The 12,713-nt window shown below is 72.0% G+C and carries 11 protein-coding genes; all 11 read left to right on the plus strand.

The genetic code is table 11. The features are described 5' to 3' along the window. Nucleotides 1–96: 96 nt before the first annotated feature. The 11 genes from ACWD35_RS18205 to ACWD35_RS18255 all read left to right on the plus strand — a co-directional run bounded on the left by ACWD35_RS18205 (nt 97) and on the right by ACWD35_RS18255 (nt 12,655). On the plus strand, nt 97–1,665 hold the full coding sequence (locus tag ACWD35_RS18205; RefSeq protein ID WP_451352255.1) for a serine/threonine-protein kinase: 1,569 nt from the start codon (nt 97–99) through the stop codon (nt 1,663–1,665). A gap of 81 nt (nt 1,666–1,746) precedes the next feature. Then, entirely contained in the window at nt 1,747–2,328 is a 582-nt protein-coding gene (locus ACWD35_RS18210; RefSeq protein ID WP_451352256.1) for a TetR/AcrR family transcriptional regulator, read from the plus strand. 228 nt (nt 2,329–2,556) lie between these two features. Beyond that, the gene (gene ureA / locus ACWD35_RS18215; RefSeq protein ID WP_451352257.1) at nt 2,557–3,273 is read left to right on the plus strand and encodes an urease subunit gamma; all 717 of its coding nucleotides are present in this window, start codon (nt 2,557–2,559) and stop codon (nt 3,271–3,273) included. Beyond that, nucleotides 3,270–5,021: an urease subunit alpha gene (locus ACWD35_RS18220; RefSeq protein WP_451352258.1), complete on the plus strand. Its 1,752-nt coding sequence runs from the start codon at nt 3,270–3,272 to the stop codon at nt 5,019–5,021. Before ureA ends, ACWD35_RS18220 begins: the two co-directional genes overlap by 4 nt. A gap of 103 nt (nt 5,022–5,124) precedes the next feature. After that, complete coding sequence (locus ACWD35_RS18225) at nt 5,125–6,138, plus strand: agmatine deiminase family protein (protein ID WP_451352259.1); 1,014 nt, start codon at nt 5,125–5,127, stop codon at nt 6,136–6,138. Nucleotides 6,139–6,207: 69 nt separating this feature from the next. Next, nucleotides 6,208–7,878 (plus strand): ABC transporter substrate-binding protein, encoded by a 1,671-nt coding sequence (locus ACWD35_RS18230; RefSeq protein ID WP_451352260.1) that lies wholly within the window; start codon nt 6,208–6,210, stop codon nt 7,876–7,878. Beyond that, nucleotides 7,875–8,843: an ABC transporter permease gene (locus ACWD35_RS18235; protein WP_451352261.1), complete on the plus strand. Its 969-nt coding sequence runs from the start codon at nt 7,875–7,877 to the stop codon at nt 8,841–8,843. The genes ACWD35_RS18230 and ACWD35_RS18235 overlap by 4 nt, the downstream gene beginning before the upstream one ends. Further along, nucleotides 8,840–9,700 carry an ABC transporter permease gene (locus ACWD35_RS18240; RefSeq protein WP_451352262.1) on the plus strand — a complete coding sequence of 287 codons (861 nt, stop codon included), beginning with the start codon at nt 8,840–8,842 and terminating at the stop codon, nt 9,698–9,700. Before ACWD35_RS18235 ends, ACWD35_RS18240 begins: the two co-directional genes overlap by 4 nt. Beyond that, nucleotides 9,697–10,719: an ABC transporter ATP-binding protein gene (locus ACWD35_RS18245; RefSeq protein ID WP_451352263.1), complete on the plus strand. Its 1,023-nt coding sequence runs from the start codon at nt 9,697–9,699 to the stop codon at nt 10,717–10,719. The genes ACWD35_RS18240 and ACWD35_RS18245 overlap by 4 nt, the downstream gene beginning before the upstream one ends. Next, nucleotides 10,712–11,542 (plus strand): ABC transporter ATP-binding protein, encoded by an 831-nt coding sequence (locus tag ACWD35_RS18250; protein WP_451352308.1) that lies wholly within the window; start codon nt 10,712–10,714, stop codon nt 11,540–11,542. The genes ACWD35_RS18245 and ACWD35_RS18250 overlap by 8 nt, the downstream gene beginning before the upstream one ends. After that, a complete protein-coding gene (locus tag ACWD35_RS18255; RefSeq protein WP_451352264.1) occupies nt 11,543–12,655 on the plus strand; it encodes an agmatine deiminase family protein in 1,113 nt (370 codons plus the stop codon). Nucleotides 12,656–12,713 lie beyond the last annotated feature (58 nt).

The following is a 12,713-nucleotide window of genomic DNA, read 5'->3' on the forward strand; positions in this document are numbered from 1 at the left end:
ACGATCGGGCGTAGGGCGTGCCGTGCGCCCGTCGGCACAGTCGTCCCTCGCTCCGGCTGTTCGACCCGCCGATCCGTACCGCCGAAAGAGCCGCCCATGTCCACCACCCAGCCGCCCCGGGTTCAGCCGGTCCACCCGCCGCTGTCACCCGACGATCCCCGCGAGATCGGCGGCTACCGAGTCCACGCCCGGCTCGGCTCCGGCGGGATGGGTGTCGTCTACCTCGCCCGTACTCCGGGCGGCCGGCCCATCGCCCTGAAGGTGGTCCGCGAGGACTTCGCCGCCGACCCGGAGTTCCGCCGGCGGTTCGCCCAGGAGGTCGCGAGCGCGCGCCGCATCCACGGCCTGTTCACCGCGCAGGTGGTGGACGCCGGCGTCGACGCCGCCGTCCCCTGGCTCGCCACTGCCTACGTACCGGGTCCTTCGCTCCAGCAGGTCGTCGAGCGGTACGGCCCCCTGCCCACACGCACCGTGCTCCTGCTCGTCGCCGGGATCGCGGAGGCCCTCCAGGTCATCCACGCGGCGGGTGTGGTCCACCGCGACCTCAAGCCCGCCAACGTGCTCGTCGCCGAGGACGGCCCCCGCGTCATCGACTTCGGCATCGCGCGGGCGGCCGACGCCACCGGGCTCACCGGCACCGGCCTGCGGATCGGCACCGCCGCGTACATGGCGCCGGAGCAGGCCCTCGGGCACGCCGTGACGCCCGCCACCGACGTCTTCGCGCTCGGCGCTCTCGCCGCCTACGTGGCCGGAGGTGTCCTGCCCTTCGGGGCGGGCCCCGAGTCCACCGTCCTCTACCGTGCCGTCCACGAGCCGGCCGACCTCTCCCGCGTGCCGGAGGAGCTGCGCGAACTCCTCGGGCACTGTCTGGCCAAGACGCCCGAGCGGCGACCAACCCCGGCCGAGCTCATCGCCACCGTGCGCGCGCACCCCGCCGTAGGTTCTTCGCCCGAGTTCGGCGAGGGCTGGCTGCCCGGGGCGGTCGGGCGGGAGGTCATGCGTCGGGCATCGGGCCCGTCCGCCCCCGGGCCCACGCTCCTCGACGGTCCGTCCCTGCACCACCGGCCCACACAGGCGTCCGCCCCGTCCGTCGCGCTGCCCACGGAGCGGGGCGCCCGGGGCGCCGGTGCGCACGGCGGTCCGCCCGCGCGGCGGGACCGCCGCAGGAACCGGCGCGGCCGTACGGCTGTGACGGCAGGAGCCGCCGCCGTCCTCGCCGCGCTCGTGGCCGCGGCCGGAGCCGTGTACTGGCTGGACGATCCCGGACGGCGCGGAGCGGAATCGGGTGTCACGTACACGCCGCGCTACGAGGACGTCGAACTGACCGCCCCCGACGACGGCTACGAGTTCGACCTGGATGCCGGGAAGGTGGCGCCCGCCGATACGGCCACGTGGTATCTCGCTCGCGACAAAGGCGGGTTCGTGCTGCCCGAGGACTCCGACGCCTTCGTCGCCTCGGGATACGTGCTCAGTCCCGCCGACTGCGAGCGAGGCGTCGACACGGAGCCGGTGACGAGCCTGCCGTTCGACGAGCTGGCCGACGAGCGGCCGTTCTGCGTGCGCAGTGCCGACGGCGGGCGGCTCGTCGTGGCGCGTGTGGTCGAGACGGCTCCCGACGGCGGACCGGTCACGGTGGTGCTGAGCCAGTACCGGAGGAACAGGTGAGCCGAGCGGGAGCCTGGTGGCTCTCCGGCCGGGGACGCCGTGGCGATCGCCCCGCCCGGCGGTCCGGATAGGGTTCGTGGCATGGCGTCTCGCAGTACTCAGATCCTGGAAGCGGCTGCCCGGGTCATCGCCCGGCGCGGGGTCCGCGGGCTCCGCGTGGAGGAACTGGCCGAGGAGGCCGGGGTTTCCACCGGCCTGATCTACTACCACTTCAAGGACCGCACCGGAATCCTGCGCCACACGCTGGAGTTCATCAACGACCGCGCGGAGCGGTACACCACAGAGCGGGACCCCGACGCGGAACCGCTGAGCCCCCGCGAGGAACTCGACCAGGTCCTGCTCCTGGAGCTCCAGGACACCCCCGAGGTGCGGGAGAACAGCACGGCCTGGGGCGAGCTGAGGGCGAGCGCCGTCTTCGACCCCGTCCTGCGCGAGGACCTCGCCCGGGCGACCCTGGTGTGGGTGCAGGAGGTGGCCGCGCTCCTGGGGCAGGTCCACCCCATGGCGCCGGCGGCCCGGCTCGCCTCGGCCGCCGAACGGCTCACCGCTCTGCTCGAGGGCCTGAGCATGCGCTGGCTGAGCGGTGGCCTCGCGATCGACCACGCGCGCACTCTCATGGCGGAGGCCATCGAGGTGGAGCTGGCCCGGCTGCGCCAGTCGTAGGCTCCCGCGGTCCGTTGCCCTGTGGGCGTTCAGCCGTCCCTGGGTGTGCCCGATCTATTGACTGAAATTTCAGTCAGTGTCACAGTGAGGTGATCGCAGGGCTTCGCCGGCCCGCTCGCACCCGATGTCGAGCCGCACCCGCGAAAGCCCCGAATCCCTCGCCCTCTCCCCGCCGTGCTCGCAGGGGAGGAAGGAAACACCCATGTACGTCACGTACGCGAGGCCGGCATGCCGCTGACTCCCACCGAGCGGGACCGCCTGCTGCTCTTCACCGCCGCCGAACTCGCCCGGGCCCGCCACGCGCGCGGCCTGCGGCTCAATGTCCCCGAGGCGACCGCGCTCATCGCGGACACCGTCTGCGAGGCCGCCCGCGACGGCTTGCGCCTGGCCGAGGCGATCGAGCGGGGGCGCACGGCCCTGGGCCCGGACGATGTGCTGCCCGGCGTCGTCGACGTCGTCACCGAGATCCAGGTCGAGGCCGTCTTCGACGACGGCTCGCGGCTCGCCGTCGTCGCCGAGCCGTTCGGGCTCCTGGACCGGAACGACGGCGCCCCCGGAGCCGTACTGCCCGGCCCGGACGACCCTGCCGTGCCCGAGCCGCTCGTGACGCTCACCGTGCGCAACACGGCGACGGTCCCGGTGAGCGTGACCTCCCACTTCCACTTCTTCGAGGCCAACCCGCGCCTCGCCTTCGACCGCGCCGCCGCCTACGGCATGCGGCTGGCGGCTCCGGCCGGCTCGTCGACCCGTTTCGACGCGGGCCAGGCCGTCGACGTGGGTCTGGTCCCGCTCGGCGGTTCACGCGTCGCCATCGGCTTCGGGGGCCTGGTCGACGGACCTCTCGACGCCCCCGGTGCCAGGGCCCGGGCCCTGGCACGGGCCGCTGCCTGCGGCTATCTCGGTGCTGAGCCGGCCCAGGAGACTTCGGAAGGGGTACGGGCATGAGCAGGCCGAACCGGCACGGCGACCACTGTGCTCCCGGGCGCAGCCGTCACATCGACCCGCACGAGTACGCCGCGGTGCATGGCCCGCGGGCCGGTGACCGGATCAGACTCGGTGACTCCGGGCTCGTCGTCCGCGTGGAGTCCGACTCCCAGAAGCCCGGCGACGAGTTCCTCGCCGGCTTCGGCAAGACCGCCCGCGACGGGCTGCATCTGAAAGCCGCCGCCGTCCGCGCGACCTGTGACGTGGTGATCACCAACGTGCTGGTGATCGACGCGGTGCTGGGCATCCGCAAGGTGTCGATCGGTATCCGCGAGGGCCGGATCCACGCCATCGGCCGGGCCGGCAATCCCGACACCCTCGACGGCGTCGACGTCGTGGTCGGCACGGGGACGACGATGATCCCGGGGGAGGGGCTGATCGCCACCGCCGGAGCCGTCGACACCCACGTCCACCTGCTGTCGCCCCGCATCATGGAGGCCTCGCTCGCCAGCGGCGTCACCACGGTCATCGGCCAGGAGGCGGGCCCGAGTTGGGGTGTGGGCGTGAACTCGCCCTGGGTGCTCAGGCACGCCTTCAACGCCTTCGACGCCTGGCCGGTCAACATCGGCTTCCTCGCCCGGGGTTCGTCCTCGGACCCGGCCCCGTTGGTGGAGGCCCTCGTCGAGGGCGGCGCGTCCGGTTTCAAGGTCCACGAGGACATGGGCGCCCACACGCGGGCGTTGGACACGGCGCTGCGGGTGGCCGAGGAGCACGACGTCCAAGTGGCCCTGCACAGTGATGGGTTGAACGAGTGTCTGTCGGTCGAGGACACCCTGAGCGTTCTGGAAGGGCGCACCATCCATGCCTTCCACATCGAGGGCTGCGGCGGCGGACACGTACCCAACGTCCTGAAGATGGCGGGCGTGCCGAACGTCATCGGCTCCTCCACCAATCCGACCCTGCCGTTCGGCCGGGACGCGGTCGCCGAGCACTACGGGATGATCGTCTCCGTCCACGCACTCAAGACCGACCTGCCGGGCGACGCCGCCCTGGCGCGTGACCGGATCAGGGCCGGGACGATGGGCGCGGAGGACGTGCTGCACGACCTCGGTGCGATCGGCATCACCTCCTCCGACGCGCAGGGCATGGGACGTGCGGGGGAGACCGTCCGGCGTACGTTCGCCATGGCCGCGAAGATGAAGGCCGAGCTGGGCCCGCTGGAGGGCGACGGTGAGGGCGACGACAACGCGCGCGTCCTGCGCTACATGGCCAAGCTCACCATCAACCCGGCGATCGCCCACGGCCTCGCGCACGAGATCGGTTCGATCGAGGTCGGGAAGATGGCCGACATCGTGCTGTGGCGCCCGCCGTTCTTCGGAGCCAAGCCGCAGATGGTCATCAAGAACGGCTTCCCCGCCTATGGGGTGACCGGTGACCCCAACGCGGCCACCGACACCTGTGAACCCCTGGTCCTCGGCCCCCTGTTCGGCGCCCACGGTGCCACCCCGGCAGACCTCTCCGTGGCCTTCGTCAGCCGGGCCGCGGCCGAGTCCGGTTCCTTCGGCCGCCCGTACGACGCTATGGCCACCCGCCGTCGCCGGGTCGCCGTGCGCGGCACCCGCGGCATCGGCCCGGCCGACCTGCTGCTCAACTCGCGCATCGGGGACGTCCAGGTCGACGGCCACACCGGCCTCGTGACGCTCGACGGGGCGCCTGTGCGTTCCGAGCCGGCGCAGGAGGTCTCCCTGAGTCGCCTCTACTTTCTCTGAGCCTCCTGTTTCTCTGATCCTCCTGGGCATCTCGCGCCCAAGGTCTTGACTGAAAATTCAGTCAAGGCCATGATCCCTTCCCATCGATCGAGAAGAGACCCCGATGTCCGCTTTCCGTATGCCCGCCGAGTGGTCCGAGCACGAGGGCTGCCTGATGGCCTGGCCGACCCGCGTAGACCTGTGGGACGGCGTCCTCGACGCCGTGCAGCGGGAATACGCCGACGTCGCTCGCGCCATCGCCCGCTTCGAGCCCGTCACCATGGTCGCCCCGCCCGGCTTCGGCGACGACGCCCGCGCCCACTGCGGCGATGACGTCACCGTCGTGGAGCTGCCCCTCGACGACTCCTGGTTCCGCGACTCCGCGCCGCTGTTCGTCCTCGACGGCGACGGGCGTCGGGCCGGCGTCGACTTCCGCTTCAACGCCTGGGGCCGCAAGCACCATCCGTACGACTCCGACGACCGGATCAGCGCCCTGCTCCTGGAGCACCTCGGCGTCGACCGCATCGCCTCCGACATGATCCTGGAGGGTGGGGCGATCACCGTCGACGGCGAGGGCACCCTCATCACGACCGAGCAGTGCCTCCTCCACCCCAATCGCAACCCGGACCTGACCCGGGAACAGATCGAGGCCGAGCTGAAGGGGCAGCTCGGCGTCGAGAAGGTGATCTGGCTCCCGTACGGCGGACTGCTCGACACCGAGACCGACGGCCACGTCGACGGTGTCTGTGCCTTCGCCGCCCCCGGCAAGGTCGTCGTCTGCCTGCCCGAGGACCCCGAGCACCCCGATCACGCCCGGATGCGCGCCAACCGCGCCGTCCTGGAGGTCTCGACCGACGCCCGGGGGCGTGCCCTGGAGATCGTCGACGTCCCCCAGACCGCCTTCGCCGAGGTCGCGGGCGACCGAGTCGAGGTCTCGTACCTGAACTACTACGTCGCCAACGGCGGAGTCGTCGTCCCGGTCGCCGGAGCCCCCCAGGACACGGCCGCCCTCGAGGTGATCGCCGCCGCTTATCCCGACCGCAAGGTCGTCGGCGTGCGGGCTCCGGTGATCGCGTACGGCGGCGGCGGTGTCCACTGCATCACCCAGCAGATCCCGGTGGCCCGCCCCGGCGCGTGACCCAGCAGGAAGCCCCTCAGCAGCCCCTCTGCAGCCCTCCGTCCTGCCGTACCGAAAGAGAGCGCGACGATGAGCACCGCACCACCCCCGCCCCGCGTCCCGAGACGCCGCCCTGGGAGGACTGCCCTCGCGGCCCTCACCTCGGTCGCCGCCCTCACGGCAGTCACGGCCTGCGCCGGCCCGCCCCGCGCCGGCACCGGTGCCTCGTTCGTGCTCTCGGCCGATACCCCCAAGCCCAGGGGAGACATCGACTCCTTCACATGGGCCGTCTACGCGGAGCCGCCCACGCTCGACTACACCATGGCGTTCGACTACCCGCAGAACACCATCCTCTCCAACGTCTGCGAGAGCCTGATGCGCTGGACGCCCCGGCTCACCCTCGAACCCGGACTGGCCGAGAAGGCGACCAACCCCGACCCGACCACCTGGGTGTACGACCTACGGCGGGGCGTGCGCTTCCACGACGGCCGGACGATGACCGCGGACGACGCAGTCTTCAGCCTCGACCGGCAGCGGGACCCGAAGAACGCCGCCGCCTGGGCGCAGAACTTCCAGAACGTCACCTCCATCCGGAAGACCGGCCCCCTTCAGGTCACCGTCAAGCTGAAGAAGCCCGACTCGCAGTTCCCCCAGTACATGGCGACCGCCGCGGGCGTCGTCGCCTCCAGGGCCGGGGTCACCGCGGCGGGCGCCGACTACGGCACCTCCGGCGGTCTCGACTGCACCGGCCCGTTCACCCTCGGCGCCTGGCAGAAGGGACAGTCGCTGGAACTCGACCGGTTCGACGGCTACTGGGGCACCCGCGCCAAGGCGGGGAAAGTCGTCTTCCGCTTCCTCACCGACCCCTCCGCCCGCACCAACGCCCTGCTCACCGGAGAGGCCGACGGGGGCTACCTCATCCCCACCGAGAGCTACGGGCGCCTCAAGGACAGCGGCGTCGGCACCCTTTACTTCGGCGAGGGCCTCAGCACCGTCAACCTCGGCATCACGAACATGAACGGCCCGCTCGGTGACGTACGCGTACGTCAGGCGCTCTCCCTCGCCCTGGACCGCGCCGGATTCGTGCAGGCCGGCCTCGGCGGCGCGGGGACCGCCACCAGTTCCCTCACCACCCGCGCCGCATGGGCGGGCGCCTCACCCGAGGTCCGCAAGGCGGCGCTCGGCGGACTGCCGCCCACGACCCGGGACGTCGAGCGGGCGAGAGCGCTCGTCAAGGAGGCCGGCGCCACCGGCAAGACCCTCACCGTCGCCACCAGCTCCATCGGCCAGGACGTCTCCCTCCTCGCCACCGCCGTCCAGGCCGCCGGCAGCGAGATCGGGCTCAGGATCACCCTCAAGTCCGTCGCCCCCGACGCCTTCACGGCGCTCTTCACCAACCCCGCGGCGCGCGAGGGCATCGACATGTTCCCGCTCACCTACTACGAATCGATCACCGACCCGCTCGACCTCCTGACCAACTTCAGGACCGGTGCGTACCTCAACTTCGCCGGATACAGCGACAAGGGCTACGACGCACTGGTCGAGCAGGCCACCGCCACGTACGACAAGCACCGCCGCCTGCGCGTCGAGAGCGAACTCCAGCGGCAGGCCGCGCAGCGGCTGCCCTGGATCCCGGTCGCGGAGTGGCCGACCGCCCTCTTCCTCAACAAGAGGATCACCGGGGCCCCCACCACCATCGCGTACATGTACTACCCGTGGGCCGCCGACGTCGGCGCCGCGGACGCCGGGGGCACGCCGTGAACGCCGTCGACTTCCTGAGATTCGCCGTACGGCGGGTCGCCGAGATGGCGGCCACCCTCCTCGTCGCCTCGTTCGTCGTCTTCGGCGCCATGTACCTGGCACCCGGCAGCCCCGCGAGCTTCCTGCTCTCCGGCCGCTCCGCCTCACCCGAGGCGCTGGCCGCCGTCAACGCCCGCTACCACCTCGACGATCCGTTCGCGGCACGGTACCTGCGCTGGCTCGGCGACATGATCCAGGGCGACTTCGGCCGGTCCCTCACCTACCGCACCGACGTCTTCCGCCTCCTGGCCGACCGGCTGCCCACCACACTGCTGCTGATCACCATGGCGCTGGCCGTGGTCGTCACCCTCGGTCTGCTGCTCGGCCGGATCGCCGCCGTACGCGGCGGCAGGACCGACTCCGCCGTCCTCCTCGCCACCACCCTCGCCGTCGGCACGCCGTCCTTCGTCGCCGCCGTCCTGCTCCAGGGGCTGTTCGCCGTCAAGCTCGGCTGGTTCCCCAGCAGCGGCGCAGGCGTCGGCTTCCTCGACATGGTGTGGCATCTGACCCTGCCCGCGATCGCCCTCGCGCTCTACCTGACCGGCCTGCTCGCCCGCGTCACCCGCACCGCCATGCTCGAAGCCCTCGGCAGCGAACACGTGACCGTGGCGCGCAGCCGGGGCGTCCCCGAACGCCTGGTCATCCGCCGCCACGTGCTGCGCAACTCGCTCGGGACCGTGCTCACCACCGGCGGCCTGATCGTCTCCACCCTGCTGGTCTGCACGATCCTCGTCGAGACCGCCTTCAGTATCGGAGGCATCGGACAACTCCTCGAACTGTCCACCACCACCAAGGACTTCCCGACCGTCCAGGCCGTCTCCCTGATCATCGTCGCGCTGTTCATGACCGTGAACCTGATCGTCGACCTCCTGCTGCCCCTGGTCGACCCCCGGATCACCCTCGGAACGAGAGGGGCCGCCGTATGACCGCCGTCCTCACCCGTCGCCCCGGCCTCCTCAAGCTCCGGGCCGCCTCGGGCCGTTCACCACTCAACCTGGCCTGCCTGGGCTTCGTCGGACTCGTCGTCCTCGCGGCGCTGCTCGCGCCGTGGCTGGCGCCGCACGACCCCAACGCCGTCGACCTCGGCTCCTCGCTCGCCGGGACCTCCGCCGACCACCCGCTCGGCGCCGACACCGCCGGCCGCGACACCCTCTCGCGGCTGCTCCTCGGCGCCCGCACCTCCCTGCTCGGCCCGCTCGGTGTGATCGTCTTCTCCACCCTCGCGGGCGTCGCCGTCGGCACCACCGCGGCCTGGCGCGGCGGCTGGCTGGACTCCGTCCTGTCCCGCTCGACCGAACTCGTCTTCGCCTTCCCCGGGTTGCTCCTCGCGATCCTCGTGATCTCCGTGTACGGAGAGGGTCTGCTCGCCCCCGTCGTCGCGCTGGGTCTCGCGTACCTGCCGTACGTCAGCAGGCTCACCCGCTCGCTCGTCCTGGCCGAACGGGCCCGCCCGTACGTGAGCGCCTACCAGGTCCAGGGCCACTCGGCGCTCCAGATCTGCCTGCGCCACATCCTGCCGGGCATCGCCCCCGTCGTCCTCGCCCAGTCCACCATCAACTTCGGCTACGCGCTCATGGACCTGGCCGGCCTGTCCTTCCTCGGCCTCGGCGTGCCCCCGCTCACGCCCGACTGGGGCCGCATGGTCTTCGACGGCCAGACCGCCATCCAGCACGGCTACCCGCTCTCCGCGATCCTGCCGTGCGTCCTCGTCGTGCTCACCGTCGTCGCGTTCAACGTGGTCGGAGAGCGCTGGGCCGACCGCGTCGCCAGGAGGGACCGATGACCCCGACCGCCTCCGCGCCGTCGACGCCCACGCTCGACATCCGGGGCCTGCGCCTGACCCTCCCCGGCACCGCCCGCCCCGTTCTCGACGGCGTCGACCTCACCGTCAGCCCGGGCGATACGGTCGCCCTCGTCGGCGAGTCGGGCTCCGGGAAGTCCCTCACGTCACGCAGCGCGCTGGGTCTGCTGTCGCCCGGCGCCACCGCCGAAGGCGCCGTGCTGGTCGAGGGCCACGACGTCCTCACCATGGACACCGACCGGCTGCGCGCCCTGCGCGCGGGCACCGTCGCCATGATCTTCCAGGACCCGCGGGCCACCCTGAACCCGCTCCGCCGCATCGGCGACTTCCTCACCGAGGGCGTCCGCTCGGCCGGGACCATGGACGGGCCGACGGCCACCGCCCGGGCCGTGGCACTCCTTCGGGCCGTCGGCCTCGACGACACCGCCCTGCGGAAGTACCCGGGCCAGGTTTCCGGCGGCATGCTGCAACGCGTCGTGATCGCCGCGGCGCTCATGGGTGACCCCGCACTGCTCCTCGCCGACGAACCGACCACCGCGCTCGACGTCACCACCCAGGCCGAGGTGATCGCCCTCCTCGCCCGGCTCCGCGAGAGCTTCCGCACGGCACTGCTGTTCGTCACCCACGACCTCGACCTCGCGGCGGCGATCAGCGACCGCGTGTACGTCATGTACGCCGGGCGGATCGCCGAGACCGGCCCCGCCGACGTCCTCTTCGCCCGCCCCCGCCACCCGTACACCGCGGCCCTGCTCGCCTCCACACCCCGCCTCACGACCCCGGGCGGCCGGCTCTCCGCCATCCCCGGACAGCCGCCCGACCTGCGCACGCCCCTGACCGGCTGTGCCTTCGCCGCCCGCTGCCCCCTCGCGACCGAGATCTGCGGGGAAGCGGCACCGGAACCGCTGCCGGCCCCAGGCCGGCCCGAACACCTCGCCGCCTGCCACCACAGCGACCGGCTCGCGCGGGAAGGAGCGGTCAGCGATGCCTGGACCGATGCCTGAACCATTGCTGCAAGCCGTCGGCCTGAGCCGTGCCTTCGACGCCGTACGGGCCGTGGACGGCGTGTCGTTCACCCTGCCCGAGGGCGGCTCCCTCGGCATCGTCGGCGGCTCCGGCTCCGGCAAGACCACCACCGCCCGCATCGTCGTCGGCCTGGAGCGGGCCGACGCGGGAGAGGTACGGATACGGGGCCGGGCCCGGCCCGCCCGGGCACGCGGCCGGCGACAGCGCCTGGCCAGAGCCCGCGAGGTGCAGATGGTCTTCCAGGACCCCTACCTGTCACTCGACCCCAGGACCAGCGTCGAACGGGTCCTGCGCGAGACCCTGCGCCTGCACTTCCCCGACCGCGACCCCGGGCCCCGCATCCGTGAACTCCTCGACCAGGTCGGCCTCGGCACCCGCGCCGCCGACGCCCTGCCCCGGCAGCTCTCCGGCGGCCAGCGCCAGCGCGTCGCCATCGCCCGCGCCCTCGCCGTGGAACCGGCCGTCCTCGTCCTCGACGAAGCGGTCGCCGCCCTCGACGTGTCCGTACAGGCCCAGATCCTCAACCTGCTCGCCGACATCCGCGCACAGACCCCGATCGGCTACCTCTTCATCACCCACGACCTCGGCGTGGTCCGGTGCGTCACCGACGAGGTCCTCGTCATGCACCACGGCCGCGTCGTCGAGGCCGGCGCCACCGCCGAGGTGCTCGCCGCGCCTGAACACCCGTACACCCGGCTGCTCCTGGACTCCGTACCGCGCCCCGGCTGGAACCCGGACCGGATCGCGGAGGCCCGTCGGCAGCTCTCGTCCCCGCAGGCAACCCCCACACAGGAGGCATGAATGACCCGAGGACTGAACCGGCGAGGATTCCTCGCCGCCGCCGGAGCGACCGCCGCCGGCGCCGCCCTCGTCGCGACGACCCAGGACAGGGCCCGCGCCGCCGCGGGCACCTTCCGGGTCCCGGTCGAGGATGTCCGCCACACCCGCACCTGGATGGCCTGGCCGGACAGCACTTCCATATGGGTCGGCAAGCTGAGCGGTGTCCAGGCGGACATCGCCCTGATCGCCCGTACGATCGCCAAGTACGAACCGGTCGTCATGTGCGCCAACTCCGGCAGCGCCGCCAGGGCACGCTCGATGTGCGGCTCGTCGGTCACCGTCATCGACTCCATCCCCGTGGACGACTGCTGGATGCGCGACACCGGCCCCGTCTTCCGCACCGACGGCTATGGCGGCCTCGACGCCGTCGGCCTCAACTTCAACGGCTGGGGCAACAAGCAGACCCACGCCAGTGACGCCCTCGTCGCCGAGCGGATCGCCTCCTACGTCGGCGTCCCGTTCACCTACGCCGACCTCGTCGGGGAAGGCGGCGCGATCGAACAGGACGGCGCCGGAACCCTGATGGCCACCCGCAGCAGTCTGGTGAACCGCAACCGCAACCCCGGAGTGTCCGAGAGCCGGCTGGAGACGGCGATGTGCGACGCCTACGGCGCCTCCAAGGTCATCTGGTTCGACGGCGTCTACGGCCAGGACATCACCGACGACCACGTCGACGCCACGTCCCGCTTCCTCGCCCCCGGCGAGGCCCTCGTCCAGATGCCCCTCTCCACCGACACCGACGCCTTCGCCCGTGACGCCCGCCAGCAGTACGGCATCCTGTCCGCCTCGACGACCGCCACGGGCCGGGCCATGGACGTGATGCGCCTCCAGGGCCCGGACTACAACAAGATCCGCTCCACCAACCGGAACTTCCTCGCCTCCTACGCCAACTTCTACCTCTGCAACGGCGCCGTCATCAGCGCCCACTTCGGTGACACGACGGCGGACGAGGCGGCGAAGGCGACCCTGGCCCGCCTCTACCCGGACCGTGTCATCGAGCAGCTGAACATCGACCGCCTCGGCACGGGCGGCGGCGGCATCCACTGCGTCACCCAGCAGCAGCCCGCCGTGTGAGCAAGGGTGCCTGGAGAGGGCAACGTCCTTTCCAGGCACCCGACTTCGTCGAGGGGCT

Source organism: Streptomyces sp. NPDC002671 (assembly GCF_053592475.1).

Coding starts and splice junctions, on each gene's coding strand:
- ACWD35_RS18230 (WP_451352260.1), top strand. CDS start 6,208: ATGAGCACCGCACCACCCCCGCCCCGCGTCCCGAGACGCCGCCCTGGG.
- ACWD35_RS18250 (WP_451352308.1), top strand. CDS start 10,712: ATGCCTGAACCATTGCTGCAAGCCGTCGGCCTGAGCCGTGCCTTCGAC.
- ACWD35_RS18245 (WP_451352263.1), top strand. CDS start 9,697: ATGACCCCGACCGCCTCCGCGCCGTCGACGCCCACGCTCGACATCCGG.
- ACWD35_RS18205 (WP_451352255.1), top strand. CDS start 97: ATGTCCACCACCCAGCCGCCCCGGGTTCAGCCGGTCCACCCGCCGCTG.
- ACWD35_RS18225 (WP_451352259.1), top strand. CDS start 5,125: ATGTCCGCTTTCCGTATGCCCGCCGAGTGGTCCGAGCACGAGGGCTGC.
- ureA (WP_451352257.1), top strand. CDS start 2,557: ATGCCGCTGACTCCCACCGAGCGGGACCGCCTGCTGCTCTTCACCGCC.
- ACWD35_RS18220 (WP_451352258.1), top strand. CDS start 3,270: ATGAGCAGGCCGAACCGGCACGGCGACCACTGTGCTCCCGGGCGCAGC.
- ACWD35_RS18255 (WP_451352264.1), top strand. CDS start 11,543: ATGACCCGAGGACTGAACCGGCGAGGATTCCTCGCCGCCGCCGGAGCG.
- ACWD35_RS18240 (WP_451352262.1), top strand. CDS start 8,840: ATGACCGCCGTCCTCACCCGTCGCCCCGGCCTCCTCAAGCTCCGGGCC.
- ACWD35_RS18210 (WP_451352256.1), top strand. CDS start 1,747: ATGGCGTCTCGCAGTACTCAGATCCTGGAAGCGGCTGCCCGGGTCATC.